Source organism: Rhizobium sp. NPDC092011, assembly GCF_044756305.1.
GTDB lineage: Bacteria > Pseudomonadota > Alphaproteobacteria > Rhizobiales > Rhizobiaceae > Rhizobium.
In genome coordinates, this window is the sequence record NZ_JBIVSO010000028.1 from 1 (window position 1) to 26,311 (window position 26,311).

23 protein-coding genes are annotated in these 26,311 nt (G+C 60.1%); 5 read left to right on the plus strand and 18 right to left on the minus strand.

The genetic code is table 11. The features are described from left to right. The 7 genes from ACIQJ2_RS36940 to ACIQJ2_RS36970 form a co-directional block, all read right to left on the minus strand. The coding region (locus tag ACIQJ2_RS36940; protein WP_400677861.1) for a hypothetical protein at positions 1-171 on the minus strand (171 nt) is incomplete at its 3' end. 115 nt (positions 172-286) lie between these two features. Then, on the minus strand, positions 287-697 hold the full coding sequence (gene mce, locus ACIQJ2_RS36945) for a methylmalonyl-CoA epimerase (RefSeq protein WP_400677823.1): 411 nt from the start codon (positions 695-697) through the stop codon (positions 287-289). A gap of 6 nt (positions 698-703) precedes the next feature. Then, on the minus strand, positions 704-2,845 hold the full coding sequence (scpA, locus tag ACIQJ2_RS36950) for a methylmalonyl-CoA mutase (RefSeq protein WP_113380004.1): 2,142 nt from the start codon (positions 2,843-2,845) through the stop codon (positions 704-706). Further along, the gene (locus ACIQJ2_RS36955) at positions 2,845-4,845 is read right to left on the minus strand and encodes an acetyl-CoA carboxylase biotin carboxylase subunit (RefSeq protein WP_400677825.1); all 2,001 of its coding nucleotides are present in this window, start codon (positions 4,843-4,845) and stop codon (positions 2,845-2,847) included. The genes scpA and ACIQJ2_RS36955 overlap by 1 nt, the downstream gene beginning before the upstream one ends. A gap of 74 nt (positions 4,846-4,919) precedes the next feature. Further along, positions 4,920-5,822, minus strand: a complete 903-nt coding sequence (gene sucD / locus ACIQJ2_RS36960; RefSeq protein WP_400677827.1) for a succinate--CoA ligase subunit alpha — start codon at positions 5,820-5,822, stop codon at positions 4,920-4,922. Positions 5,823-5,840: 18 nt separating this feature from the next. After that, the gene (gene sucC, locus ACIQJ2_RS36965) at positions 5,841-7,034 is read right to left on the minus strand and encodes an ADP-forming succinate--CoA ligase subunit beta (protein ID WP_400677829.1); all 1,194 of its coding nucleotides are present in this window, start codon (positions 7,032-7,034) and stop codon (positions 5,841-5,843) included. 113 nt (positions 7,035-7,147) lie between these two features. Then, the gene (locus ACIQJ2_RS36970) at positions 7,148-8,680 is read right to left on the minus strand and encodes an acyl-CoA carboxylase subunit beta (protein ID WP_400677830.1); all 1,533 of its coding nucleotides are present in this window, start codon (positions 8,678-8,680) and stop codon (positions 7,148-7,150) included. A gap of 128 nt (positions 8,681-8,808) precedes the next feature. On the opposite strand from ACIQJ2_RS36970, the gene ACIQJ2_RS36975 reads away from it, so the two are divergent. After that, complete coding sequence (locus ACIQJ2_RS36975) at positions 8,809-10,227, plus strand: short-chain fatty acyl-CoA regulator family protein (RefSeq protein WP_400677832.1); 1,419 nt, start codon at positions 8,809-8,811, stop codon at positions 10,225-10,227. 91 nt (positions 10,228-10,318) lie between these two features. Here the strand turns inward: ACIQJ2_RS36975 and ACIQJ2_RS36980 are convergent, their stop codons facing one another. Continuing rightward, positions 10,319-11,218: a LysR family transcriptional regulator gene (locus ACIQJ2_RS36980; protein ID WP_400677833.1), complete on the minus strand. Its 900-nt coding sequence runs from the start codon at positions 11,216-11,218 to the stop codon at positions 10,319-10,321. Positions 11,219-11,328: 110 nt separating this feature from the next. Here ACIQJ2_RS36980 and ACIQJ2_RS36985 point away from each other — a divergent pair, with 110 nt between their 5' ends. Then, positions 11,329-12,276, plus strand: a complete 948-nt coding sequence (locus ACIQJ2_RS36985; RefSeq protein ID WP_113379998.1) for an NmrA/HSCARG family protein — start codon at positions 11,329-11,331, stop codon at positions 12,274-12,276. A 21-nt stretch (positions 12,277-12,297) separates the two neighbouring features. Here ACIQJ2_RS36985 and ACIQJ2_RS36990 read toward each other — a convergent pair whose 3' ends face one another. Together ACIQJ2_RS36990 and ACIQJ2_RS36995 are read right to left on the minus strand one after the other, a co-directional pair. Beyond that, complete coding sequence (locus ACIQJ2_RS36990; RefSeq protein WP_113379997.1) at positions 12,298-13,500, minus strand: pyridoxal phosphate-dependent aminotransferase; 1,203 nt, start codon at positions 13,498-13,500, stop codon at positions 12,298-12,300. Between the two features lie 296 nt (positions 13,501-13,796). Further along, a complete protein-coding gene (locus ACIQJ2_RS36995; RefSeq protein WP_400677834.1) occupies positions 13,797-14,747 on the minus strand; it encodes a GlxA family transcriptional regulator in 951 nt (316 codons plus the stop codon). A gap of 139 nt (positions 14,748-14,886) precedes the next feature. On the opposite strand from ACIQJ2_RS36995, the gene ACIQJ2_RS37000 reads away from it, so the two are divergent. Next, entirely contained in the window at positions 14,887-15,603 is a 717-nt protein-coding gene (locus ACIQJ2_RS37000; protein ID WP_400677835.1) for a DJ-1/PfpI family protein, read from the plus strand. A gap of 119 nt (positions 15,604-15,722) precedes the next feature. Here ACIQJ2_RS37000 and ACIQJ2_RS37005 read toward each other — a convergent pair whose 3' ends face one another. The 8 genes from ACIQJ2_RS37005 to ACIQJ2_RS37040 form a co-directional block, all read right to left on the minus strand. Then, positions 15,723-16,115, minus strand: coding sequence for a PAS domain-containing protein (locus tag ACIQJ2_RS37005; RefSeq protein ID WP_400677837.1), 393 nt, complete (start codon positions 16,113-16,115; stop codon positions 15,723-15,725). An 81-nt stretch (positions 16,116-16,196) separates the two neighbouring features. Next, on the minus strand, positions 16,197-17,588 hold the full coding sequence (locus tag ACIQJ2_RS37010) for an amidase family protein (protein ID WP_400677838.1): 1,392 nt from the start codon (positions 17,586-17,588) through the stop codon (positions 16,197-16,199). 154 nt (positions 17,589-17,742) lie between these two features. Then, positions 17,743-18,276, minus strand: a complete 534-nt coding sequence (locus ACIQJ2_RS37015) for a hypothetical protein (RefSeq protein ID WP_400677840.1) — start codon at positions 18,274-18,276, stop codon at positions 17,743-17,745. Between the two features lie 23 nt (positions 18,277-18,299). Then, positions 18,300-19,502: a sugar ABC transporter permease gene (locus ACIQJ2_RS37020; RefSeq protein ID WP_400677842.1), complete on the minus strand. Its 1,203-nt coding sequence runs from the start codon at positions 19,500-19,502 to the stop codon at positions 18,300-18,302. After that, complete coding sequence (locus ACIQJ2_RS37025; protein ID WP_400677844.1) at positions 19,499-21,091, minus strand: sugar ABC transporter ATP-binding protein; 1,593 nt, start codon at positions 21,089-21,091, stop codon at positions 19,499-19,501. Before ACIQJ2_RS37025 ends, ACIQJ2_RS37020 begins: the two co-directional genes overlap by 4 nt. A 14-nt stretch (positions 21,092-21,105) precedes the next feature. Then, positions 21,106-22,179 carry a substrate-binding domain-containing protein gene (locus ACIQJ2_RS37030; RefSeq protein WP_400677846.1) on the minus strand — a complete coding sequence of 358 codons (1,074 nt, stop codon included), beginning with the start codon at positions 22,177-22,179 and terminating at the stop codon, positions 21,106-21,108. A 222-nt stretch (positions 22,180-22,401) separates the two neighbouring features. Further along, complete coding sequence (locus tag ACIQJ2_RS37035; RefSeq protein WP_113379988.1) at positions 22,402-23,604, minus strand: acyl-CoA dehydrogenase; 1,203 nt, start codon at positions 23,602-23,604, stop codon at positions 22,402-22,404. Positions 23,605-23,661: 57 nt separating this feature from the next. Next, entirely contained in the window at positions 23,662-24,303 is a 642-nt protein-coding gene (locus tag ACIQJ2_RS37040) for a TetR/AcrR family transcriptional regulator (RefSeq protein ID WP_400677847.1), read from the minus strand. Between the two features lie 177 nt (positions 24,304-24,480). On the opposite strand from ACIQJ2_RS37040, the gene ACIQJ2_RS37045 reads away from it, so the two are divergent. Together ACIQJ2_RS37045 and ACIQJ2_RS37050 are read left to right on the plus strand one after the other, a co-directional pair. Next, the gene (locus ACIQJ2_RS37045) at positions 24,481-25,695 is read left to right on the plus strand and encodes a hypothetical protein (RefSeq protein WP_400677848.1); all 1,215 of its coding nucleotides are present in this window, start codon (positions 24,481-24,483) and stop codon (positions 25,693-25,695) included. A gap of 64 nt (positions 25,696-25,759) precedes the next feature. After that, positions 25,760-26,296 (plus strand): flavin reductase family protein, encoded by a 537-nt coding sequence (locus tag ACIQJ2_RS37050; protein ID WP_400677849.1) that lies wholly within the window; start codon positions 25,760-25,762, stop codon positions 26,294-26,296. The last annotated feature ends 15 nt before the right edge of the window (positions 26,297-26,311 follow it).

Here is a 26,311-nt window from a genome sequence, read left to right on the forward strand (position 1 = left end):
CCCCTCACCCGCTCCCGCCTCGATCAGACAATCATGACCAAGCTTGACAAGATGCAATGCACTCTCCGGCGAAAGAGATACGCGAGACTCGTTTTGCGCCCGCTCCTGAACAGCACCTACAATCATATCAACTCCCCTCTTCCCACATGGGCAGCGCGCGACCAGCGCCATAGTTTTTTAAGCGCGCGCAATCCCTCTCAGGCCAACGATCTGATGGTCGGTCTGGAGTCATCAGGATCACGATGCGATCGATAGTTCGAACCCGAGCAGCAGAGATCGCCGCAGCTCAGGTCCGGTCAGCCTGCTCGAATTCGACGAGCGTCCCGCAAAAGTCGGCTGGATGAGCGAACAATACCGGAAGGCCATGCGCGCCGATTTTCGGGGCGCCGTTGCCGAGGATCCGTACCCCCGCCTCTGACACGTTCCTGCCTGTTGCCTCGATATCGTCTACCTCGAAGCAGAGGTGATGAATGCCTCCCGACGGGTTCTTGGCCAGAAAGGACTTGATCGGAGAGTCCTCCCCGAGCGGATGAAGCAGCTCAATCTTGGTGTTCGGGAACTGAATGAACACGACCGTGACACCGTGCTCAGGCAGATCCTGCGGCGCTGAGACCTTGGCGCCGATTTTCGAATAAAGATCGACCGCACCGGCCAGATCCGGCACCGCGATGGCAATGTGGTTTACGGGACCGAGCATGTGACCTCACTGATTGCGCAATTTGCCCTGCATCAGATCGACGATCGCGCGGGCAGCTTCGAGAACGTTCGTTCCTGGACCGAAGACAGCAGCGACACCGTTTTCGAGCAGAAAGTCGTAGTCCTGGCGCGGAATGACACCACCGACGACGACGATGATATGGCTTGCGCCACGCGCCTTAAGTGCGGCAACGAGCTGGGGCGCCAAGGTCTTGTGCCCGGCTGCGAGCGACGACATGCCGACGACGTGGACTTTGTTGCTGATGGCCATGTCGGCCGCTTCGTCCGGCGTCTGGAACAAGGGGCCGGCCAGGACTTCGAAACCAATGTCGCCGAAGGCTGACGCAATGATCTTGGCGCCGCGGTCGTGCCCGTCCTGCCCGAGCTTCGCCACCATGATCTTAGGCTTGACCGAGAGAGATTTCGCAAAATCGCCGAGGCGATGAACCAATGTCGAATATTCCGGATCGTCATCATAGGCAGCGCCATATACGTCGCTCACCACCTCGGGGGTCGCGCTATGATCGCCGAAGACCAGACGCATGGCATCCGATATCTCGCCGACCGTGGCGCGTGCGCGGGCGGCATCGACGGCGGCCTCCAGGAGATTTCCTTGTCCGCTACGGGCGATTTCGGTCAACCGCGCGAGGGTTGTTGCGGTTGCCGTCGGATCGCGCCGGGATTTCGTGTCTTCGATGCGCCTGACCTGGGCGAGGCGGACGGCAGCGTTGTCGATATCCAGGATGTCGAGCGTGTCTTCATTTTCGAGCCGGTATTTGTTGACGCCGACGATAACCTCTTCGCCGCGGTCCACCGCGGCCTGCCGGCGTGTGGCGGCTTCCTCGATCCTGCGCTTCGGCATGCCGGTTGCGACGGCCCGGGTCATGCCACCAAGCGCTTCCACTTCCTCAATCAACGCCCAGGCCTGTGCTGCGAGTTCGTCCGTCAGGCTTTCCACATAATAGGATCCGGCCAGTGGATCGACGACCCTGGTGACGCCGGTCTCATGCTGTAGGATGAGCTGGGTGTTACGGGCGATGCGGGCGGAGAATTCGGTGGGGAGCGCAATGGCTTCATCCAGCGCGTTGGTATGGAGCGACTGGGTGCCGCCTAAAACGGCAGAGAGCGCTTCGTAGGCGGTTCGGATGACATTGTTGTAGGGGTCCTGCTCCTGCAGCGACACGCCGGAGGTCTGGCAATGGGTTCGCAGCATCAGGGAAGAGGCTTTCTTCGGCTGGAACTCCTCCATGATCCTCGACCAGAGCAGGCGGGCGGCGCGAAGCTTGGCCGCTTCCATGAAGAAGTTCATGCCGATCGCGAAGAAGAACGAGAGGCGGCCGGCGAAATCGTCAACATTGAGGCCCTTGGCGATCGCCGCGCGCACGTATTCGCGCCCGTCGGCGAGTGTGAAGGCCAATTCCTGGACCAGCGTGGAGCCGGCCTCCTGCATGTGGTAGCCCGAGATGGAGATCGAATTGAATTTCGGCATCTCGCGGGCCGTGTATTCAATGATGTCGGCAATGATCCGCATCGAGGGTTCCGGCGGATAGATATAGGTGTTGCGAACCATGAACTCCTTGAGGATGTCGTTCTGGATCGTGCCGGACAGCATGGCCCGGGAAACCCCCTGTTCCTCGCCGGCGACGATGAAATTCGCGAGAATCGGAATGACCGCGCCATTCATGGTCATGGAGACCGACATGTCCTGCAGCGGAATGCCGTCGAACAGGATCTTCATATCCTCGACGCTGTCGATTGCCACGCCCGCCTTGCCGACGTCGCCGACGACGCGTGGATGGTCGCTGTCGTAGCCACGATGGGTGGCGAGATCGAAGGCGACGGAAAGGCCCTTCTGGCCGGCGGCGAGGTTGCGCTTGTAGAAGGCATTGGACGCCTCGGCCGTCGAAAAGCCGGCATACTGGCGGATCGTCCAGGGACGGCCTGCATACATCGTGGCGCGCGGCCCTCGCACAAACGGCGCAAAACCCGGCAAGGAATCGAGATGGTCGATCGCCTTGAGGTCGTCCCGGGTATAGAGCGGCTTGATCGCTATTCCCTCAGGCGTCTCCCAGGTCAAGGAATCGACCGGCGATTTCAGCTCTCGCGTTGCCAATGCCTCCCAATCGGCAAGCGTCTTGTCGGAAGACATCACTCAAACTCCATGATCAGTTCATCGACCGCAAAGCTTTGGCCGGCAGTGGCGGCGACGCGTTTGACGACGCCGCGCCGTTCGGCACGCAGCGTGTTTTCCATCTTCATCGCTTCCACCGTGGCAAGAACCTGCCCGGCTTCGACAGCATCGCCTTCCTTCACCGCAACATGGGTGATGATGCCTGGCATCGGGCAAAGCAGCATCTTTGAGGTGTCGGCTGCCTGCTTGACGGGCATCAGCGCGGCAAGTTGGGCAACCCGGGGTTCGCGCACATGGGCAATGATGTCCATGCCCCGCCAACGCAGCCGGATACCGGTGCCCGAGGTCGAGATCTTCACGCCAATCTCATCGCCATCCACACGGAAGACCGCATGGTTCTGGCCGGGCTTCCAGGGGCTTTCGACACGCACCGTGGTTCCGTCGAATCCGACCGTCGCAACCTCGCCCGATCGGTCGATGGAAAGAGCGAACGAGTGGTCACCCACCTTCGCCACCCAATCGCTACCAATGATGCGGCGATGATTGCCGATCGTTCCCGAAACCAGTGCTGCGCGGCTCTGGACGGCATGATTGATGAACGCTGCGACCCCAGCGAGCTTGCCGGCAGACACCACATCGGCAACGACGCCATGAAATCCGTCTGGAAACTCTTCTGCGATGAAGGCTGTCGTGATCTTGCCGGAACGGAACCTGTCATGCTGCATGACGGCTGAGAGGAATGGCAGGTTATGGCCGATGCCCTCAACTTCGAAATCGTCGAGGGCTCGGCCCATCGCGTCGATAGCGGTCAAACGATCCGGCGCCCATGTGCATAGCTTGGCGACCATCGGGTCGTAATACATGGAAATCTCGCCGCCCTCGAAGACGCCGGTATCGTTGCGAACAATCGTACCGTCCGTCCGCTTGCCCTCTTCCGGGGGCCTATAGCGCGAAAGCCTGCCGATTGAGGGCAGGAAGTTGCGGTAGGGATCTTCCGCATAAAGGCGGCTCTCGATTGCCCAGCCGGTCAGGGTGACGTCGTTCTGGCCAAAGCGCAGTTTCTCGCCTGACGCGACCCGGATCATCTGTTCGACGAGATCGATACCGGTGATGAGCTCGGTAACAGGATGTTCCACCTGCAGGCGGGTGTTCATCTCGAGGAAATAGAAATTCCTGTCGCCGTCGACGATGAACTCGACTGTGCCGGCCGAATGATAGCCGACGGCTTTCGCCAGGGCGACAGCCTGCTCGCCCATGGCCTTGCGTGTTGCCGCGTCGAGAAAGGGTGACGGCGCCTCCTCGATGACCTTCTGGTTACGCCGTTGGATCGAGCACTCGCGCTCGCCGAGATAAAGCACTGTGCCGTGCTTGTCTCCCAGCACCTGTATTTCGATATGGCGCGGCTGGGTCACAAACTTTTCGATGAAGATGCGGTCGTCGCCGAAGGAACTTTTGGCTTCGTTTTTCGATGACTGGAATCCCTCGCGGGCCTCCAGGTCGTTCCATGCGATGCGCATCCCCTTGCCGCCGCCGCCGGCAGAGGCTTTGATCATCACCGGATAGCCGATCGACGACGAGATCCGCACTGCTTCATCGGCATCCGCGATCAAGCCCATATGGCCTGGAACCGTGGAGACGCCCGCTTCGGCGGCGAGCTTCTTGGACGTGATCTTGTCGCCCATCGCTTGAATGGCACCGACCGGTGGTCCGATGAATGCAATGCCTTCCTTTTCGAGAGCTTCGGCAAAGCCCGGATTTTCCGACAGGAAACCGTAGCCTGGATGGACCGCATCAGCGCCGGTCGCGCGGATTGCCGCCAGGATCTTGTCGATGACGATATAGGATTCATTGGAAGGTGCACGGCCGATGTGGATCGCTTCATCGGCCATCTTCACATGCAACGCTTCGGCGTCGGCATCGGAGTAGACGGCCACGGTCGCGATGCCGAGCTTCTTTGCCGTCTTGATGACGCGGCATGCGATTTCGCCTCGGTTTGCGATCAGAATTTTCTTGAACATGCCCTTTATCCTGCAAGTAACGCCTGGAGCTGCGCTTCGAATTCCACAATTGGTGTTTCGGCTTCGCCGCAGATTTAGCCCTTGAGGACTTCAACCAGCGTCTTGCCGAGGCGAGCCGGAGACGGAGACACCTTGATGCCTGCCGATTCCATCGCCGCGATCTTCGATTCCGCGTCGCCCTTGCCGCCGGAAACCACAGCACCGGCATGGCCCATGGTGCGGCCCTTCGGTGCCGTACGGCCCGCGATGAAGCCGGCCATCGGCTTCTTGCGACCCTTCTTGGCTTCGTCCTTGAGGAACTGGGCTGCGTCTTCTTCAGCCGAGCCGCCGATTTCTCCGATCATGATGATCGAGGTCGTGGCTTCGTCTGCGAGGAACATTTCCAGGACGTCGATGAACTCGGTGCCCTTGACCGGATCGCCGCCGATACCGACAGCCGTCGTCTGGCCAAGACCTTCGTTCGAGGTCTGGAAGACGGCTTCGTAGGTCAGCGTGCCCGAACGGGAAACGATACCGACCGAACCCTTGCGGAAGATTGAGCCCGGCATGATGCCGATCTTGCATTCTTCCGGCGTCATGATGCCCGGGCAGTTCGGTCCGAGCAGGCGTGACTTGGAGCGGTCAAGGCGAGCCTTGACGCGAACCATGTCCATGACCGGGATGCCTTCGGTGATGCAGGTGATGAACGGGATCTCGGCGTCGATCGCCTCGATGATCGCATCGGCTGCACCGGCCGGCGGAACGTAGATGACGGTCGCATCAGCGCCGGTCTTTTCCTTGCCTTCGGCAACGGTTGCGAAGATCGGCAGGCTTTCGCCCTTGGAGCCGGTCCAGGTTTCGCCACCCTTCTTCGGGTGAATACCACCGACCATCTGCGTGCCGTAGTAGGCGAGCGCCTGTTCGGTGTGGAACGTACCGGTCTTGCCGGTCAGACCCTGAAGAAGGATCTTGGTGTCTTTGTTGACGAGAATAGACATTCTTTCAGATCCTTCAAATTAGCCGTTGATCGCCGCGACGATCTTCTTGGCCGCATCGTCCAGGTCGTCAGCCGCCGTGATGGCCAGACCCGACTCGTTCAGGATCTTCTTGCCGAGATCGACGTTCGTGCCTTCAAGGCGAACGACGAGCGGAACCTTGAGACCGACTTCCTTGACTGCGGCAATAACGCCCTCGGCAATGACGTCGCACTTCATGATGCCGCCGAAGATGTTGACGAGAATGCCTTCGACCTTGGGGTCGGCAGTGATGATCTTGAAGGCAGCAGCAACCTTCTCCTTGCCGGCGCCACCACCGACGTCGCAAAAGTTCGCCGGCTCCTTGCCGTAGAGCTTGATGATGTCCATCGTCGCCATGGCAAGACCTGCGCCGTTGACCATGCAGCCGATGTTGCCGTCGAGCGCCACATAGGCGAGGTCCCACTTGGAGGCCTCGATCTCCTTGGCGTCTTCTTCCGTCTCGTCGCGCAGCGCCTTGACGTCGTCGTGACGGAAAAGAGCGTTGCCGTCGAAGGACATCTTGGCGTCGAGAACGCGCAGATGGCCGTCCTTCATGACGATCAGCGGATTGACCTCGAGCAGGGCCATGTCCTTTTCGCCGAAGGCCTTGTAGAGCGCCGGGAAGAGCGACTTGGCATCTTCTGCGGCTGCACCTTCAAGCTCAAGCGCCTTGGAGATCTTTGCAACGTCGGCAGCCGTAACGCCGGCTTCCGGGTCGATGGCGATCGTGTGGATCTTCTCAGGTGTGTCGTGAGCGACAGCTTCGATATCCATGCCGCCTTCGGTCGAGACGACGAAGGCAACCTTGCCGACCGAGCGGTCGACGAGGAGCGAGCAATAGAGCTCGCGAGCGATGTCGGCGCCGTCTTCGATGTAGAGGCGGTTGACCTGCTTGCCGGCTTCGCCGGTCTGCGCCGTCACCAGCGTATTGCCAAGCATTTCCTTGGCATGGGCAACGACTTCATCGATGGACTTGGCAAGGCGAACGCCGCCCTTGGCGTCCGAGCCGAGTTCCTTGAACTTGCCCTTGCCGCGACCACCAGCGTGGATCTGGCTCTTGACCACATAAAGCGGGCCGGGAAGCGACTTGGCGGCAGCCTCGGCTTCTTCAACCTTGAGGATAGCCACACCCTGCGCGACCGGCGCGCCGTAGCCCTTCAGCAGAGCCTTGGCCTGATATTCGTGAATGTTCATGGGTTTATCCCTATTTCGATTGCTTCAGCGCAGAGCGGTTTTGGCGTGGTTCTCTCGCGCCAAGAGCCAGATCCAATGGTGTCAGGCGTTGGGCGTCGGGGCGGCTGAATTGCTTAGAGTGGTATCGTGTCGTGCTTGCGCCATCGCATATCGGCCTGTTTGTTGCGCAGCGAGGCGAAGGCGCGGGCAATGCGTCGGCGGGAGGAATGCGGCATGATGACCTCATCGATAAAGCCGCGTTCCGCAGCGACAAACGGATTGGCGAAGCGTTCCTCGTATTCCCTTGTCCGAGCCGCGATCTTTTCCGGGTCGCCAAGTTCAGAGCGATACAGGATCTCGGTCGCGCCTTTGGCGCCCATGACGGCAATCTCGGCTGTCGGCCAGGCGTAGTTGACGTCGGCACCGATATGTTTCGACGCCATGACGTCATAGGCGCCGCCATAGGCCTTGCGCGTAATCAGCGTCACCATCGGCACGGTCGCCTGGCTATAGGCAAACAGGAGCTTTGCGCCATGCTTGATGACCCCGTCATATTCCTGCGACGTGCCGGGAAGAAAACCTGGAACGTCCACAAGCGTGAGGATCGGAATGTTGAACGCATCACAGAAGCGGACGAACCGCGCGGCCTTGCGTGATGAATCAATGTCGAGACAGCCGGCAAGCACCATGGGCTGGTTTGCAACGACACCGACCGATTGCCCTTCGATGCGCATGAAGCCGGTGATGATGTTTTTCGCGAATGCTTCCTGGATCTCGAAAAACGCGCCTTCATCCGCGATAGCGACGATCAGTTCGCGCATGTCATAGGGCTTGTTCGACGAGTCAGGGATGAGGGTGTCGAGGCGTTGCTCGAGACGTGCCGGATCATCGAAGAACGGACGGGTCGGCGCCGGCTCGCGATTGTTGAGCGGCAGGAAATCAAAAAGAAGCCGGATCTGCTCCAAGGCCTCGACGTCGTTTTCGAAGGCGCCGTCAGCGACCGACGATTTCGTGGTGTGCGTCCTTGCGCCGCCGAGTTCCTCTGCGGTGACGATCTCGTTGGTGACGGTCTTGACCACGTCCGGACCTGTGACGAACATGTAGGAGCTGTCACGCACCATGAAGATGAAGTCCGTCATGGCTGGCGAATAGACTGCCCCACCCGCGCACGGTCCCATGATGACAGAGATTTGGGGAATGACCCCTGACGCCTCGACATTGCGCTTGAAGACATCCGCATAGCCGGCAAGCGATGCGACGCCTTCCTGGATCCGCGCCCCGCCGGAATCGTTGAGGCCGATCACAGGCGCGCCGTTCTTGAGCGCCATGTCCATGATCTTGCAGATTTTCTGCGCGTGCGTTTCGGAAAGCGATCCTCCAAGGACGGTGAAGTCCTGGGAGAAAACATAGACCTGCCGGCCGTTGATCGTTCCCCAGCCGGTGACGACACCGTCGCCAGCGATTTTCTGGCTTGCCATGCCGAAGTCGACGGCCCGATGGACGACGTACATGTCGTATTCTTCAAACGACCCTTTGTCCAGCAGCACCTCGATCCTTTCACGGGCCGTCAGCTTGCCCTTGGCGTGTTGGGCGTCGATGCGCTTCTGGCCGCCACCCAGCCTTGCCTCTGCCCGCCGCGATTCTAGCTGTTCAAGAACGGATCGCATGTCATGTCCTTCGAAAATGCCTTGATATTGCGGTGTTGTAGCGAAGGGACGGGGTTCACAAAACACTTGATCGTGCACCGATGAGTAAACTATAAAAATGCAAACTCATCTTTTGCAAAGTTGCAAACATGGCGGCAGGAAAGCTCTTCATCGGACGTCAGGTGCGCGACCTCAGGGTAGCAAACAGGGCGACCCAAGCCCAGTTCGCCGAACGGATCGGCGTTTCGACCAGCTACCTGAACCAGATCGAAAACAACCAGCGGCCGGTGTCGGCAGCCGTCCTCGTCGCACTCGCCGAGAAATTTCAGATCAATGTGAGCGAGTTGTCGTCAGGAGAAGGTGACAGGTTGTTGTCCGCCCTGACAGAGGCTCTCGCCGATCCTCTTTTCGAGAACCTCGCGCTCAACGTCCAGGAATTGAAACTCGTCACTCAAGGTGCGCCGAATCTGGCACGGTCGCTGATCCGGGCGCATCAGGCCTATAAGCGAAACAACGAGCAGCTTGTCGGCCTCAGCGACAGCCTCGGTCGTTCCGCTTCGCTTGCTGAAACGACGCCCTATGAGGAAGTTCGCGACTTCTTTCATTTTGTCGATAACTATATCCACCAGCTCGACATGGAGGCGGAGAAACTGGCGACGGCACTACGGCTCGGGTACGGTGACAACTATTCCGCCTTGTCCGGTTTCATGAGATCTCAGTACCAGGTCGAGATAAAAAGGTCAGAGCCTGACGATCAAGTGCTCCGCAGGTTTGACAAGACCGCCCGGACTTTGTCCCTCAGCCGCTATGCACCGGCCGCCACCCGCGATTTTCAGATCGCATTGCAGATCGCTCAGCTTCACGCCTCCGACCTCATCGAACCGATCGCGCGCAACGCCAATTTTCGCACCGCCGAAGCGTTGGAAATCTGCAAGATCGGTTTGCAAAACTATTTCGCCGGTGCGCTGCTGCTGCCTTACGGAGAATTCCTAACGGTGGCCAAAGGGCTTCGGCACGACCTGGAATTGCTCGCCGCGCGTTTCGGGGCGAGCCTGGAGCAGGTCTGCCACAGGCTGAGCACGATGCAGCGACCGGGAAACAAAGGTGTTCCGGTCTTTTTCGCGCGCATAGACCGCGCCGGCAACATTACCAAGCGCCATAGCGCGACGAAACTGCAGTTTGCGAGGTTCGGCGCCGCATGCCCGCTCTGGAACGTGCATGAGGCGTTCGAGGCACAGGGCCGTATCATCAGGCAGCTGGCCGAGACGCCGGACGGCGTCAGATATCTCTGTCTCGCCACGCAGATCACGAAATTCGGTTCGGGATTTCATCATCCGCAACCACGCTACGCCATCGCGTTCGGCTGCGAAATCTCCTATGCGCACGCTTTCGTCTATGCAGATGATCTCGACTTGCCCGCCCGCAAGAATTTCGCTCCCATCGGCATCTCCTGCCGGATCTGCGAGCGTGTCGGCTGTCCCCAGCGCGCCGTTCCCCCTTTGATGCGCAAACTTCATGTGGACCACGATGTGAGGACGATTCTGCCTTACAGCATCGGCGAGTCGTAGGTTTCTCTGGTCGATCAACCGCCAGGCACGCAGTGCCCGGTTGGTCCCTGAAATCCGCAGATCGGCCGGCGATCGCGGCGACCGGCGGCGCTCATTGCGCCACGAGGGCGCGGATGAATTGGCGGATCCAATCCTGTGCCGGATGACCCTGAGTGCGCTCGTGCCATAGAAGCTCGAGCTGGAAGCGTTCAAGGAGCCACGGAACATCGACGATTTCAAGCGGCAAGGCCCGGCCTCTCAGCAGGCGCTCTGGAACGAGCGCGACGAGGTCACTGGCGGCGACAATTTCCGGGACGACGAGGAAGGAGGCGGCAGATGCTACGATCGTCCGTTGGCGCCCAATCGCTTGCAATGTGGCATCGACCGGAGACGAAAACCCGCCGCCCGAGGGAGAGACGATAACCTGTTCCAGACTTGCGAAGCCCTCAGGCGTGCCGCCCTCGCCGACCCGTGGGTGTCCTTTGCGGCCAATGAGGACATATTTCTCCTCGTATAAATGCCGGTTATGAATATGTGCGTGCGTTCCCTCTGGCGTCGCAATTGCGAGATCGAGCTCGCCGTCAGCAAGTTGTTGGTTGAGCCGGGCCGGGTTCAAACGATGCACGGCTATGCGCACCAGAGGAGCCGCAGATCTCAGCTGCAGGATCAGCGGCAGGACAACGACCGCTTCGATATAGTCCGTGCATACTATCGCGACCGTCAGGTTCGCGGTCGTTGGAGCAAAGGCGTTGTGATTGTGCAGGGTACTGCGCAGCTGCTCCAGTCCCGATCTCAGCGGACCAAGGAGCTCGAGCGCCTTGGCCGTCGGTATCATGCCGCGATGGGCGGGGACGAGCAACTGATCTCCAAAGACGTCGCGCAGCCGGTTCAGCTGCGAACTCAATGCCGGCTGACTTAAGTTCAGTCTCGCAGCCGCCTTCGTCACGTTTCGCTCGATCAGCAGCGCCTCGAGACTGACAAGGAGATTGAGGTCGGTACGATTGATATCCATCAGCTGGATAGTAACTCAAAAAACAATCGATTATACAAATACGTTTGGCCCTGCCACTTTTGAAAGCGCGCGAAGACCCGATCTAGGCCGCGCTATCAAGAGGAATTGGCATGTCATCAGAAAACAAACCCATTGTCGCCGTCGTCGGCAGCTTGAGCAAGCAGGGCAGAAGCGTGGCGCACGCACTTCTGAAAAGCGGCCGCTATCACGTGCGCGCGCTGACGGGACGCACCGATGCTCCAGAGGCGATCCTTCTCGCACAACAGGGAGCGGAGTTGGTCCATATCCCTCTGGGAGCCGCTCGGAAAGAGGATCTCCTGGCGGCGTTTACAGGTGCTGACGGTGCCTTTCTGATGACACCTGGCGTAGTTCCTCCTGGAAGGTCCGAATTCGAGATTGGCCGCGATCTGGCCGACGCAGCCGTCGAGGCGGGTCTTCGCCACGTCGTGTTCAGTTCGCTTGAAAATGTGGACGCAATAACATCTGGACAGAAGTTCGCCCGGCATTTTACCGAGAAGTCGCGCGTCGAGGATCACATTCGCGGGCTTGCGATTGGAAGTTCGTTTGTCGAACTGGCATTCTTTTACACCAATCTTCTCGAATATTACCCACCCCGCATGGACGGCGATACGCTGCTGTTTCCGATCTACCTGCCGGAGCATTTTCGCGCCCCGTTCGTTGATCCACTGTCAGCAACGGGTCCGGCAGTCCTCGAGATCTTTGATCATTGCGATCGCTACAATGGCCAAAACTTGCCAATCATCGGCGACCTCATCTCACCGGCTGAGATCGTCGAGACGTTCAGACGCGTCACCGGGCACAAGGCAGCATACGCTTCGGCCTACGGAGCGACCGCGTTTCGAAAGCACTTTCCGCAATTCAGTCCCGAATTCGTGGACGAAACCATGGAAATGGCCGAATACGCCGTCGAATACGGATATTTCCGTTCTGATCGTGACGCCGAATGGAGCAGGAGGATCAACCCTCACAGCCTCAACTGGGAAGATTTCTTGAAGAGCACGGGATGGGCGGGACAACGAAAGGGCTTCGGTCTCTAGTCCTGCTCTCGGCTGGCGGCCTCAAGAACATGCCTGGCAGAAGCGCTGGATACGGCGGCAGGCTTCTACCAGAAGGTCTTCCGAAGTCGCATAGGAGATGCGGAAGTTCGGGCCGAGACCGAAGGCCGAACCGTGAACCACGGCAACACCTTCCGATTCCAGGAGTTCGGTGACGAAATCCTCGTCGTTTTCGATGACCTTGCCGGAGGGGGCGGTCTTGCCGATCAGGCCCTTGCACGACGGATAGACGTAGAAGGCGCCTTCCGGAACCGGGCAGGCAATGCCCTTGGCCTGGTTCAGCATGGAAACGACGAGATCGCGGCGGCCTTCGAAGATCTTCTTGTTGGCCGGGATGAAGTCCTGCGGGCCGTTCAACGCTTCAACGGCAGCCCACTGGGCAATCGAGGTCGTGCCAGAGGTCTGCTGGCCCTGGATCATGTCCATAGCCTTGATGAGTTGGATCGGGCCGGCTGCGTAGCCGATACGCCATCCGGTCATTGCATAGGCCTTCGAGACACCGTTCATCGTCAGCGTACGATCGTAGAGCGACGGCTCGACTTCGACAGGCGTTGCGAACTTGAAGTCGCCATAGGTCAGATGCTCGTACATGTCGTCGGTTAGCACCCAGACATGCGGATGTTTGACGAGCACGTCCGTCAGCGCCTTCAGCTCATCATGCGTATAGGCAGCGCCCGATGGGTTGACCGGAGAATTGAAGACGAACCATTTGGTCTTCGGCGTGATCGCCTTTTCGAGATCGGCGGCCTGGAGCTTGAAGTTGTTTTCCTGCGTCGTCGGCGCAAATATAGGGGTGGCGCCACAAAGCGAAGCAATTTCCGGATAGGTCACCCAGCAAGGTGCCGGGATAACCACTTCGTCGCCGGCATTCAGCGTTGCCATGAAGGCGTTGAAGAGGATGTGCTTGCCACCGGTGCCGACGATCGTCTGCTCCCAGGTGTAGTCGAGGCCGTTCTCGCGCTTGAACTTGGCAGCGATCGCCTTGCGCAGTTCCGGGATGCCGGAGATCGGCGTGTACTTCGTTTCGCCACGGCGGATCGCGTCGATCGCCGCTTCCTTGATATTGTCGGGCGTATCGAAATCCGGCTCGCCGGCGCCAAGGCTGATCACGTCACGTCCCTTGGCTTTCAGCTCGCGCGCTTTCTGCGCGACTGCGATGGTGGCTGAAGGCTTTACATGGGAGAGGGCGTCGGCAAGGAAGGCCATGTTATCGGTCCTGTACTATTGGAACGGGGACAAGCCGGTCACCGGACCTCCCCTGTTCTTTATCCTGCAAGATCGATGAACCGCCCGGAATGCAATCGGATCAGGCCAATCCGCCAAACGCGCCATACGAACTCAGCCGAGATTGCATATCTGCAGAGTTTGAAGGTCGAAAGGACAAATGTCCCTCAGTAACTGTCATCGGGTGACGTCAGGCCGGGAGAGCTGCCCACGGCCCGTCATGTACTCGACCATTTGATGGCGATGCGATGCGGCGCCAAAGCCATATCGGACATTTTCTAGGCGGTCGGGGTGCTTGCATTAAACCGGCGGCGGTACTCTGTCGGGGTGAGCCCCGCGATGCGGCGAAACCGCGCCCGGAATGTCACGGGCGAGCCGAAGCCGGTGAGAAAGGCGATCTGGTCGATCGACGTTTCGCTTTCTTCCAGCAGCTCTCTCGCTCGGTCGATCCTTGCAAGGACGAGCCATTGCAAGGGTGTCGTCCCGGTCTGCTCGAGGAAACGTCTGGCGAAGGTCCGCGGGCTTATCTTGGCGCGGGCGGCAAGGGCATCGACGGTGTGTGAGCCATGCAGGTTGTCGCGCATCCATTCAATCAGCGGCGTCAGGCTCGTGGGTGATCCTGGTGGCTCGTGCCGTATGAATTGCGCCTGGCCACCGTCGCGATGCAAGGGCGCAACGGTCAGACGCGCAGCGTCAGCCGCAACTGACTGTCCGAAATCACGGCGGACAAGGTGGAGGCACATGTCGAGCCCCGCCGAGGCGCCGGCCGACGTGACGATTTGGCCTTCATCGACAAACAGGACATTGGGCTCGACGGTGACGCTCGGATAGGAGCTTGCAAGTTCGTCCGTGAAGCGCCAGTGGGTCGTGGCGCGCCGTCCATCGAGGAGACCGGTTGCTGCCAAGATGAAGGCGCCGGTGCAAATCGAGGCCACCCGTTTTCCCTGCGCGTAGGCTTTTTGCAGCGCGACGATCACAGATCCTGGGACCTGCCTGGACGGATCTTCGCTGCCGGGGATTACGATCGTGTCGGCATCTGCGAGAGCGTCCAGCCCGTGACGAACCTGAATGTCGAAGCCACCCGAGCGGACGGTCCGTCTGTGTGCGCAGACGAAAACATCATAGGCTTTGTCGGTGGCGTCCAGGCGCGCCATGCCGAAGACCTGGTAGGCGATGCCGAAGTCGAGCGGCACGACGTCATTCAACACGAGAACGGCGACCTTATGCATCGAGCAAATCTCCCGGTTTGAAGAGCCGGCGCTTGATTCGGGCTGGCGGTAATTGATCGAACTTTGTCATTCCTGCCACTCACCTAGGTTGCCGGTTATCGCTATTCAATATGGGTGTCCAGCAACAAGGAGACCTCACATGACGGATGAAACGAATAAGACAACCGAAGACAGACCCCTTCAGGTTGGAATGATGCTGTTCCCCGGCTTCACGCTCCAGGATCTCGCCGGTCCGCAGACAGCACTTGGACTGCACAGTAAGACACATCTTATCTGGAAAACGATGGAACCCGTTCCGACCGACATGGGCGTGACGATGAACCCGACCATCACGTTCGACGACGTCCCGGAGAATTTGGACATCCTCTTCGTACCGGGCGGCGGCGGTACACCCGAAATCATGAAGGACCAGGAATATCTCGACTTTATTGCGCGCGCTGGCAAAACTGCCCGCTACATTACCGCAGCCTGCACCGGCTCGGTGATCCTAGCGATGGCCGGACTGCTTGAAGGCTATCGCGCGGCCACCTACTGGCCGTTCTACGAACCTCTGATCGCGCTGGGCATCGAACCGAGCTATGACCGTGTCTGCATCGATCGCAACAGGATCACTGGTGGTGGCGTGACGGCCGGTATCGACTTCGCGCTGTCGCTGATCGCCGAGATCAAGGGTCAGGATGCGGCCGAATTCACGCAGCTCGTCCTCGAATATGACCCCCAGCCGGTTTTCACCGCAGGCCATCCGCGCAGTGCACGGCCGGAAATCATCGAGCGGATTTCGGGCCTATGGGGAAGGACTGCGGAAGCCGTCAGGGTTGCCAAGGCGCACATGGAGCGGCGTTCACAGGCCGCCTGAAACCTGCATTTCTATTCGTCCTTCCGATATCTCGGGCTGCCCTCAATCATGATGCTGGTCGCCGGCAGCCCGACGACACTCCGACATTCGCCTCACCCGATCAAATCGACAGGCGCGGTCTATTGAAGCCACGGTTGTCTTCCAATGTCTTCTTCCGCATAGAGCTGAAACTGACCTTCCCAAGGGTAGACGATACCGGCGTAATGGGCTGGCGCGCCGGTCCTGTCGCGAAAGCAGCGGCCGTGGGCAATGACGTGCCTGGCGGCGCCGTCTGCACCGATGACGCGGTAGATGCCGCTATAGGGCAGGCCATCTGCATCCGCCTTCATCCAGAGCCTGGCAACATTTGCCCGATCCTCGGTGTGGACCCGGGCGAGATAGGCGGCGGGGGACAGGCCACAAAGGGCTTCCTTCGGATCGAGGCCGAAGAGCCTTGCGACCGCCGTGTCGGCATAGAGCGCATTTTCGGCAAGTGACCAGGTAAATATCCCGGCTTTGGCCGCGTCCGGCATCAGAGCACTCCTCCCGTTCCCATCTCATGTTGGTCATGTGGCCTTGGATGATGAGATCCAGGTTGCTTGCCCCACCGCTGCCTAGACGATTGGATCGATCGGAGCCGCGGGCGTTCCGCCGGCCTCGATTGCCTCGCCCGCGGCAAGACACAGATCCTCGCGAAAGCGACCGGCCACCAGTTGCACCCCGACCGGGACGCGACCGACCAGCCCCGTCGATACCGACAACGCCGGAAGCCCCATCAGGGGAATGCCGACCTGGGGAAGCTGCGCGTGCCACACACGTTCAAACGACGCCTCATCACGCAGGTCGAAATTGTCGGGGAAGGGCAGTTCACCGGATACCGGCATGAGAAGGACAGGATATTTGGCAAGAAACGAAAACCATGCCCGGACCAAGAGATCGCGCCGTATCAATGCCTTTGACAGGTCGAAGGGGTAAACCTTGTCACGCATGCCGTTCAGGCAGGCCAACGCGCCAGGATCACGCTCTATCTTTGCCATGTCGAGCTGTGCTTCGTAGCCGTCGCCGAGCCACAGCTTCGCCTGGATGTCGGCAGCCTCACGCAAGGGCGGCGTTTCGGAAATCTCCTCGACAGTCCATCCCGCACGTTCCAGTCGCGAAGCGGCGTCGCGCACGGCGGCGATCACTTCGGGCATGGGATTGAGGCCATCGGGATTGACGCACATCGCAACGCTCTTGGGCCGTTCTGGTCCTTCAAGCGGCACCGGGGCATACCACGGGTCGTAGAGGTCGGGCGCCGCCATGGCGGCCAGGGAAAGCCGCAGGTCGTCGATGGTGCGCGCGATCGGGCCGGAGACCGCACCGATCTGACCGCCGATGGAACGCCCGCCCCATGACGGGTTGAAGTGCGGGACGCGACCAAGGCTCGGACGCAGGCCATGCACGCCGCAGGCATAAGCTGGAAAACGGATCGACCCGGCAATGTCGCTTCCATGCGCAATCTGTCCGATGCCGGCTGCAACGGCTGCCCCTGCCCCACCGGAAGAGCCGCCCGGCGTGATACTGGGATCGCGTGGGTTTTTCGTGTCTCCATGCAGCAGGTTCGTGGAAAACCAGCGATAAGAGACGGCCGAACAGTTGGTTCTGCCGAGAAGGATGGCGCCGGATTTGCGCAGGTTTCCGACGGCCGGATTGTCGGCAGCCGCAACATTGTCGCGCTGCAACCTCATCCCGTCGGTCGTCGCATAGCCTTTCTGGTCGGCACCGATCTTGATCGTCACGGGAACGCCGGCCAGGGGTCCGAGATCCTCACCGCGCGCGATGGCCGCATCGATTGCGCTCGCCTGGGCGAGAACGTCGCCAGGCCGATGATCGACAACTGCATTGATCATCGGATTGACCGAATGAAGCCGCTTCAACGCCGCTTCCGCGGACTCCTTTGCCGAAACCTGTTTCGACCTTATGAGGCCCGCGAGTTGGTTAGCCGATATGCGCCAAAGTTCCTCCATGGGTACTCCGCTCCAATGACGTTGATGATTGTCGCTAAAATAGTGTTCAGGCTCCGATAACCGGGCCAATTTGCCGATGACGCGGCCACAGGCGCGCACAGCCGCTTGTACCGCTGGCCGGTCTGCGCGATCGCTCGGGAATTTGTGAGCTGGTCTAGAAGCTCTCGAAATCGCGCGCGATGTTCGAGCCATGCGGCGGGACGACGCGTCGCAAGGCAATGCCCTGATCTTCCAGCCTCGGCCAGACGATCGACGCTGGATCGCCCGTCAGGCGAAGGGAGCGAAAGACCCGCTGTGCTTCCTTCTCCTTGGTGGGTCGAACGCCGTTGGCGACGATGAGCTCGGCGATCAGCGGATCCTGCGGAGAACCGAGGCGGACCTTCCAGAAGCGCGAAGCATTGTCGATCGTCGGTCGGGGATCGAGAGCGCGGTAAATCCTGATTTCGATCGTCGATCCGTACCACACCAGATCGCCGTCCACTCTCATCCTTGCCGGGCGGTTGTGGAGCACCAGCATGCCGTCGCTCGTGGTCTCGATATCGCCCCATGTGGCAGGTGTCTTGAGTTCCAACGGGCCATGGGAAATCCTGCGCCAATCCAGACGAAGGATCCGCCGCAGCGCACGCGAAACCTTGCGTGCGCTGCTCGCTACATATCCGGCCCCGTAAGCGGCGACTGCGAGGGGCAACAGACAGACTGCAGCGGCATTTTTCAAGGGCGTGCGAATAGCTTGCCTCCGCGCTTTGAAAGAACGTCGATATATACTGCAAGCATCAGGACGATGCCACTCGTGATGTTCTGATAGGCTGTCGGCACGTTCAGGAGCGAGAGGCCGTTGCCGAGGCTCTGCATGAGCAAGGCACCGAGCAGGACACCCGACACCCGGCCGGTGCCGCCGTAAAGACTTGCGCCGCCGATAACCACGGCTGCAATCGCATTCAATTCCAGGAACAAGCCCGATTCCGGGGGGGCCGATCCAAGGCGTCCGACGAACATCAGCGTACCGATCGCGGTCAGCACGCCGATCAGGATGAAGGACGTCACCAGGTGCTTGGTGATGGGAATGCCGGCCGACTTTGCGGCAGCCCGATTGCCGCCAACCGCATAGACATGGCGTCCCCAAACGGTGTTGGTCAGCATCCAGGCCAGAAGTCCCGCCGCCGTCAGCGTAATCGCGACCGGCATGGGCAGGCCGCGATAAGAGAGCGTCGCCCAGGCAAGGAGAACGACACTCGCAAATCCCAGGGCCACGCGTATCAGGACGCCGCGCGGATTGCTGTTCTGGCTGAGGCTGCGCAATGGCCAGAGTGCGATGATTGCCGCGACCGCGATAAAGGTCCAAAGCGCCGGACCGGTCACGAACGCGTCGCCAAAAAAGCGAATACCATCGGAGATGCCGGAGATCGTGCGCCCGCCCGACAGGGCAAGCGCGAGCCCGCGCAACAGCATCAGGGAGCCGAGGGTGGCAACGAAGGACGGCAGCCCAAGCTTCGCGACCCAGGCGCTGTTCCAGAGCCCGACTGCGACGCCCATCGCAAGTGCTGCGAGGATGGTCACCCATGGGCCGACGGTGCCGCTCGCCTCAATCATGGCGACCACGGTAACGCAAAGGCTCATGAACGATCCGACCGACAGGTCGATCTCCCCTTGGGCGATGACGACCAGCATTCCGAGCGCCACGATGGCGGTGATCGCGGTCTGGCGCATGAGATTGCTGAGGTTTCGATCGCTGACGAATATGCCATCCGTCAGCAGCGAGAAGACCAGCCAGACGATTGCGATGGCGGCGAGCAGTCCGGCCGCCGAGCGCAGGATGGAAATGATGGAGTTCGCGCGGTTCGGTGTTTCGGTCTTCGCGTCCGAAGACGCCACCGCAACCGCGTCGTTCTTCAGATTGGCTACATTTGATTTCATTGCTGTTCCACCGTTGTCTTTATTGCTGTGCCGCCGGCCAAAGCGAGAAGCTCGTGGCGGTTGGTGTCTCGTGTGTTTACGAGGGTGACTTTCTTTCCGTCGCGCAGGACGAGGATACGGTCCGAGAGTTCGAGCGCCTCGTCCTCTTCCATGGTGGCGTAGAGCACCGCCGTGCCTCTGGACGCGACGTTTCGGATCAGGCGATAGACGTCCTGCTTTGCCCCGAGGTCGATGCCTCGCGTCGGCTCGTCAAGCAAGACGAGCCGCGGCTCGTTGATGAGCGCTCGCGCAAGCAGGACCTTCTGCTGGTTTCCGCCGCTGAGGCTGCTGATCGGCTGGTCAGGTCCCTGCGTGCGGATCGCCAGATCACGGATGAACGACCTACAGAGTTCTTTCGATTTCTCGTGATTGACCACGGAGCCCTTGCGAGGCGCGCCGCGGTGCCATCCGAGCATCATGTTTTCCAGCACCGAGAGATTGGGGATGAGGCCGTCCTTTTGACGTTCGGCCGAGACATAGGCTATGCCGCGCGCGATGGAATCGCGCGGATTGCGCGGGGAAAAGTCCGCGCCGCCGAGCTCCACCGAGCCGCTGGTCAACTCCGGCATGAAGCCATAGAGGGATTCGACCAATTCCGTCTTTCCCGCACCCAACGGACCGTAAACGGCAACGATTTCGCCGGCCGCAAGCTCGATATCGATCGGACCGACATCGCGCGGCGATTCAGGCGTGCGTGCGCGGTTCCAGGCGCGCAGGCGAACGGCAGCCTCACCTCGATCCGATCGCTCATCGTGTGCAACATGCTGCGGCTCGGCGAGTGCATTGCCGAGCATGGCGCGCACAATGCCTACCTGGTCCAGCTGGGCTCTTGGGGCCTCCAAGGCCACCCGCCCATCACGCAGGATGACGACACGATCGCAAACCTTCAGGATTTCATCGGTCCGATGGGAGATGAAGATGATCCCTGCGCCCTGGGCAGCCAGTTCGCGCATGCGCTCGAGCAGAAGTCCGATTTCGTCGGCGCCAAGGGCCGATGTCGATTCATCGAACACGAAAACGCGACTGCCACTGGCGATGGCGCGGGCGATTTCCACCTGCTCCATCAAGGCAACACCGCCCTGACCGGCGAGCGGGCGCCTCGTGTCGATATCGAGGCCGAGACGGCGCATGGCGGCATCCGCCCGGTCATAGAGAGCCTTCCAGTCGATCACCCCGAAACGTGATGGTTCGATCGTAAGCATCACGTTTTCGCCGATCGTCAATTGCGGAACGACGGCGCCTTCCTGGTGAACCAGAGCAACACCGGCCTCGTGGGCGTCGCGGGCATCGGCGAAGGCGGCCGGAACTCCGCTGCACATGACCGTGCCGCGATATGATCCGTGCGGGATCTCGCCGACAATAACCTTTGCCAGCGTGCTTTTGCCGGCACCGTTGGCGCCCATGAGGCCGACCACTTCACCGGCCGAGACATTGAAGCTGACATTGTTGAGCGCACGGGTCGCGCCGAACTCGACGGTGATACCGTCGAGTTGCAACAAACCAGCGCCGTTCTGCTTGCCACAAGAGGCAAGGACTGCAGACGTAGCCACCGCTTTCACTCCCCTTAACCCTTGAGGCCGATATCTTCCGGCTTCAACCAATCGGTCAGTTTGAGGAATTCGGGCAGCGATTCCCTGTTGACGACGCGCGACTGAATGCGCATGCCCGGTATCTTCTTGCCGCCCACTTCGATGCTGTCGTTGCTCTCAGGCGTTTCGCCCTTGATGAGGGCGTGCGCGGCCTCTGCTGCGACGCGACCCATCTGGATGAGGTCGGTCCAAGCGCTCATGGCCATGTCGCCCTTGACGATGGCGCGTGCGCCTTCCGGCCAGACGTCTTCGCCGCAGATCCAGACCTTTCCGTTCAGGCCCTCTTCGGTCAGCGCCTTCAGCGCACCGAGTGCCAGGCCTTCTTCGTTGGCGACAACGGCCTGGATATCGTTGTTGTTGGCCGTCAGAGCGTCTTCCATCTGCTTCAGCGCCGATTCCGGTCGCCAGTTATCGTGCCACTGGTGAGAGACGATCTTGATCTCGCCGGAGTCGATAAAGGGCTGCAGGACGCGAAGGGCGCCCTCGGTCTTCTGACGCGCCACATCGATGCCTTCCGGCCCGCTGACGATCGCCCAATTGCCCTTGTTGGCCTCCTTCAGGGCCTGTTTTGCCTGGAGTTCGCCGACGAGATAATTGTCACGGCCGGCCCAATAGTCGATGGCGGCGGACGGGATCACGTAATTGTAGGAAATGATCGGGATGTTGGAATCGCTCTTGACGCGCTCGACGATCTTCGCCCCGGCTTCAACATTGACGGGGATGATGATGAGCGCCTGGATGCCCTGCGACAGCATTGCGTCAATCTGGGAGTCCTGCGTCGATACATCCTCATTGGCGCCCTGGATGATATATCGCAGACCGAGCTCGTTTGCCCGCATCTCGAAATAATGGCGGTCATGCGGCCAGCGGAACGCGTCGAAGCTTGGAAAGCTGAATCCGACGAGCGGGCCATCTGCCGCGCGGGCGGAAAATGCCGATGAACCCAGGGTTGCAGATGCGGCGCCATAGGCAGCGGCTGTTTTCATGAATCCGCGACGCGAGATTCGACCATCGGCCATCATCTTGGCTAGTGAGAACAAGTCACTCATAAAGTCCTCCGGAGAATATTGTTTGTTGAGAGGCGGCGAACCTTGGCGGTTTTCTTCCCCTATCAATCGTTCCCAATCCGACCGTCGTTGCGATCTGATTTATATAGAACATCCCATCTAAAAAAAATTGTCAAGGACGCGCTACTAAATTAGCGAGGTTTTTGAGCAGAGTTACAGGAGTTTAATTTTTATGCAGTGCACTCAGGGCCGAGGATTGCACCGTTAAAGCGAGGGGTTCGTCAACGGCAACCGCAGGCGGGCGCGGCCGTGTTCGGTCGCATTGACTTCCCAATTGATGGCCGTATGGCGGGACGCAACGGCGATATCGCGGTAATAACTTGCGATCATGTTGGTCGCGTAGGCGCCACGCGCTCCGATCAGATCCCATACGGCCTCTGATGCCCGTCGCGCCAGCTGTCCCGCATAGGCCGAGTTCGAGCGGTAGTTTGATCGCTCGATCGCGGAAAATGTGCAGTCGGCAGCGGCAAGCTCCATGATTTCTCTGCAGTCTGCCCGAAGAAGCATTTCAGCGGCCTGAAGGGAGGCTGACACCTCTCCGACGCGCATCTGGTGCGTTGGAAACCCGACCGTATCCTCGCTGGTTCTCAGGGACTTGCGGTCTCGTGATTGCAGCAGGAAGTTTTCAAACATCGCTTCGGTCATGCCAATCAGGCAGGCGGCCGGCAGGATGCCGCTGATCATGAGGAGCGGTGGACGGTAGACGGCGCCGCGGTTGATGGATTTGGCGGGAAAGTCCCCGCCCTTCATGCTTTGAATGGATAATGTGAGGTGTTCGGGGACGAAAAGGCTTTCGACCTTGACGTCGTGGCTGCCCGAGCCGTGCAGGCCGATCGGGTCCCATGTGTCGAGAATGGTCAGCGCCGATTTCCGCACGAGAAAATATCGCTCCTCGTCGGGAGCTGCGTCCTGCTCCACCATCCCGGAGAGGATGCACCAATCGGAGGGTTCGACGCCGCTGACGAAAGGCCATTGCCCTGTCAGCTCGTAGCCGCCTTCGACCTGGCGTGCCTTGCCAAGCCGGGGCACAAGAATGCCGCTGACAAGGTTCGTCGGGTCTTCCCAGACTTCCTTCTGCGCCTCGAGGGGCCAGTGGGCGATCATGTAGTTGTGAAACAGGTACTGAGCCAGGCACCACGACGTCGAGGGACAGCCGCTGGCAACCGGGATCAATATGTCGACGAGATGTTCGAGCGAGCCTTCAGCGCCACCGAAACTTGCGGGCTGAAGCAGGCGAGCAACGCCGGAGCGACGCAGATCCTGCCGTGTTTCTTCGGGCAGGCAGCGATTTTTTTCAGTCTCCTGCGTTCGCTCCCTGAGGACCGGAATGAGATTGCGCGCAGCGTTGATGAGAGCCTGACTGTAGACGCGCTGGCCCTTGAAGTCGTCTGGATAGATGATTGTCAAATAGATGCTCCTTGGGATGACGGGTTAGGCATGCGCTCGCCATGCCTCGCCCGCGCGTCATTCACGGACCCGTAGCACCTTGGCCGATGGCGCCTCCTCCAGGGCAACGCCAAGATCCTGGCCCAGAACATCGAGCAACATCCGCCGGCAGCGAGCCGGCGGCATGTCTTGCGGATCGGCGACCATCAGCGTGCAAAGCCCAAACGACGTGCTGATGAAGGTTACCGCGATATCGTCAGGGGCGCGGGTCGGGCGAAAGCCGCGTTCCTCGACCCCGGCTTCGATCAGCCGCACGATGATCTCGCCATAGAGCCGGTGCACCTTCTGCACCTCGGCCTGCAGGACCTTGTCGAAGGGCATCCGCCCGAAAAGGCTAAGCCAGAATCGCCATTCGGGAATGCCCGCGGGAGACGGCTGACTGACATAGTCCACAAGCGCGACCAGCCGATCTGCCGCATCACTGCGACGATGTTCGAACTTGCTCAGCGCTTTGACAAACTGCAGCGTCGCATCATTGATCGCATCCAATGTCAGCGCACGCTTATTACTGAAATAATGGGTAATGACGCCAGACGAAATCCCAGCGACGTCGCTGACTTCCCGGATTGTCAGGTCGCGCCAGCCATTGGTCGACAAAATGTGGATGACGGCATCCATCACTTGCCTTCTACGGATCGCTTCCATCCCGAGTTTCGGCATATTTCTCACCCTTTTCGAACATTTATTCTAGTTTACCAGCAACAAACTTGCCCTGCAACAGCGTTATATTCGGCGTTTTGAGGCGATCTACGGCGTTCCGTGGCGCCTTGAGGGGCTTGCGTTGATTTTTAATATAACATATGTTCTATAAAAATCGCATCAAACGGGAGCATTAATGTGAGTAACCCCACTGCACTGAAGAAAGACGACCTGCCGGCTATCGAGCGCGCTGGGACGCCCGATGAACTTATCGAGCGATCCGAGGAACTCGCTCCTGCCCTTCGCGAGCGGAGCACTGAGACCCAGACGCTTCGCCAGCCGCCGGAAGCAACGCGCCTCGACATCAAGCGAACCGGCATCCATAGGTTGTTTCAGCCTGCCCGCTTCGGCGGTGCCGACGCGCCTTTCAGCGCCGCAGTCGACGTAATGCGACCACTCGGCCAGGCCTGCGGATCGACCGCCTGGGCGATCGTTCAGAACATTTCCCACAATTCGATGATGTGCCGCTGGCCCGAGCAGGCCCAGGAAGACGTTTGGAGAGAAGACCCGGCGGCCCTCCTGTCCGGCATCCTCATCCCCAATCTTGGCAAGGCGCGCCGCGTGGACGGCGGGTATATCCTTTCGGGTCGCTGGCCCTTCGTGAGCGGTGTCAGCCTCGCGGACTGGGCAATCTTCACGGCTTTCACGCCTGGCCCTGATGGCGAAGAGGAAGACCGGCACTTCCTGGTGCCGAAGAGCGACTATCAAATCCTCGACACATGGTATGCCATCGGCCTGAAAGGATCGGCCAGCCACGATGTGACGCTCGAGGAGGTGTTCGTCCCCGAACATCGCACGACAACCGTCGATACGATGCGGGCGCGAAAGCCGCTCTTTGACGGCGAGGCGATCAACATGCGCGCACCGCTCTACTGCATGTTCGGCGTCTATATCGGCGGTACCGCGCTCGGTATCGCCGAGGGCGCTGTCAACATCTATCTCGAACAGGCGCGCACGAGGGTCTCTCGCGTGTCGGCGAAAGCCGTCAGCGATTTCAGCACCCAGCAGGTGAAGGTGGCCGAGGCGCTGTCATGTCTGAGGGCCGCACGCCTGCTGATCTATGGTGCATGCGAAGAAATGACGAAAATCCTCGAATCCGATCGTCTGCCGACCGACGAGGAGCGTGCGCGCTGCCGGGCCGAGGCAACCTTTGCCGGCCAGCTCGCGACCCGCGCGGTGAATGTCGTGTGGGATGCGGCCGGTGGCGGCGCGATCTACGAGCGCAATCCGCTGTCGCGATATTTCGCCGATATGAGCGCAGCAAACCGCCACATTACTCAAAATTGGGACGTCAGCGCGATATCGCATGGCCGCACCGCCCTCGGTCTGCCGCTCGACAATCCGACGCTCTAGTGACCCGTCCGCGGGACCGCAAAAGCGGCGCCGTCTGAAACCCAGATTGAAGGTCTCATGTGTCATGACAACCTCTGCACCATCGATTACCAGCAGCTCGAATATTTTGCGCGATCAATTCGTGTCGGCGATGAGCCGGGTGCCGCTCAGCGTGGCGGTGGTCGTGGCCGGCGCCCCGGACGAGCGGGTCGCGTTGACCGTCGGAACGTTCATTTCGGTCTCGGCCGATCCGCCAATGGTCCTGGTGGCCGTCAAATCCAGCAACCCGCTCTGCAAGGCAGTCGCCTCCCACCGTCGGTTCGCCATCAACGTGCTGTCTGCCGAACAAGTGGAGCATTCCGAACGCTTTTCCGGACGCCCGCGCACCGGCCAACCCTATGATCTGACCGCTGCACGCTGGGCAGATGCCCCGGGCGAGCTGCCTCGTTACCTCGAAGGGGCCGTGGCTGCCTTCGACTGCGAACTGGTCGAGGCGCGCACCATTGCCTCGCATGTGCTCCTGATCGGACGCGTTGAGGACATCGTATCGGGCGCCGAACAGCCGCTTGTGTACTGGTCTCGCTCCTACGGGATTCCGTCGCCGCTGATCGGCGCCGGCTAAAATTGCCGAGCGCGG

Excerpts from the sequence above, each read along its gene's own strand:
- ACIQJ2_RS37040 (WP_400677847.1), bottom strand. The coding sequence starts at position 24,303 with ATGCCGAAACTCGGGATGGAAGCGATCCGTAGAAGGCAAGTGATGGAT.
- ACIQJ2_RS36995 (WP_400677834.1), bottom strand. The coding sequence starts at position 14,747 with ATGCATAAGGTCGCCGTTCTCGTGTTGAATGACGTCGTGCCGCTCGAC.
- ACIQJ2_RS36990 (WP_113379997.1), bottom strand. The coding sequence starts at position 13,500 with ATGGCCTTCCTTGCCGACGCCCTCTCCCATGTAAAGCCTTCAGCCACC.
- ACIQJ2_RS36980 (WP_400677833.1), bottom strand. The coding sequence starts at position 11,218 with ATGGATATCAATCGTACCGACCTCAATCTCCTTGTCAGTCTCGAGGCG.
- ACIQJ2_RS36970 (WP_400677830.1), bottom strand. The coding sequence starts at position 8,680 with ATGCGATCCGTTCTTGAACAGCTAGAATCGCGGCGGGCAGAGGCAAGG.
- ACIQJ2_RS36975 (WP_400677832.1), top strand. The coding sequence starts at position 8,809 with ATGGCGGCAGGAAAGCTCTTCATCGGACGTCAGGTGCGCGACCTCAGG.
- sucC (WP_400677829.1), bottom strand. The coding sequence starts at position 7,034 with ATGAACATTCACGAATATCAGGCCAAGGCTCTGCTGAAGGGCTACGGC.
- sucD (WP_400677827.1), bottom strand. The coding sequence starts at position 5,822 with ATGTCTATTCTCGTCAACAAAGACACCAAGATCCTTCTTCAGGGTCTG.
- ACIQJ2_RS37010 (WP_400677838.1), bottom strand. The coding sequence starts at position 17,588 with ATGGAGGAACTTTGGCGCATATCGGCTAACCAACTCGCGGGCCTCATA.
- ACIQJ2_RS37005 (WP_400677837.1), bottom strand. The coding sequence starts at position 16,115 with ATGCCGGACGCGGCCAAAGCCGGGATATTTACCTGGTCACTTGCCGAA.
- ACIQJ2_RS36985 (WP_113379998.1), top strand. The coding sequence starts at position 11,329 with ATGTCATCAGAAAACAAACCCATTGTCGCCGTCGTCGGCAGCTTGAGC.
- ACIQJ2_RS37020 (WP_400677842.1), bottom strand. The coding sequence starts at position 19,502 with ATGAAATCAAATGTAGCCAATCTGAAGAACGACGCGGTTGCGGTGGCG.
- ACIQJ2_RS36955 (WP_400677825.1), bottom strand. The coding sequence starts at position 4,845 with ATGTTCAAGAAAATTCTGATCGCAAACCGAGGCGAAATCGCATGCCGC.
- ACIQJ2_RS37050 (WP_400677849.1), top strand. The coding sequence starts at position 25,760 with ATGACAACCTCTGCACCATCGATTACCAGCAGCTCGAATATTTTGCGC.
- scpA (WP_113380004.1), bottom strand. The coding sequence starts at position 2,845 with ATGTCTTCCGACAAGACGCTTGCCGATTGGGAGGCATTGGCAACGCGA.
- ACIQJ2_RS37030 (WP_400677846.1), bottom strand. The coding sequence starts at position 22,179 with ATGAGTGACTTGTTCTCACTAGCCAAGATGATGGCCGATGGTCGAATC.
- mce (WP_400677823.1), bottom strand. The coding sequence starts at position 697 with ATGCTCGGTCCCGTAAACCACATTGCCATCGCGGTGCCGGATCTGGCC.
- ACIQJ2_RS37000 (WP_400677835.1), top strand. The coding sequence starts at position 14,887 with ATGACGGATGAAACGAATAAGACAACCGAAGACAGACCCCTTCAGGTT.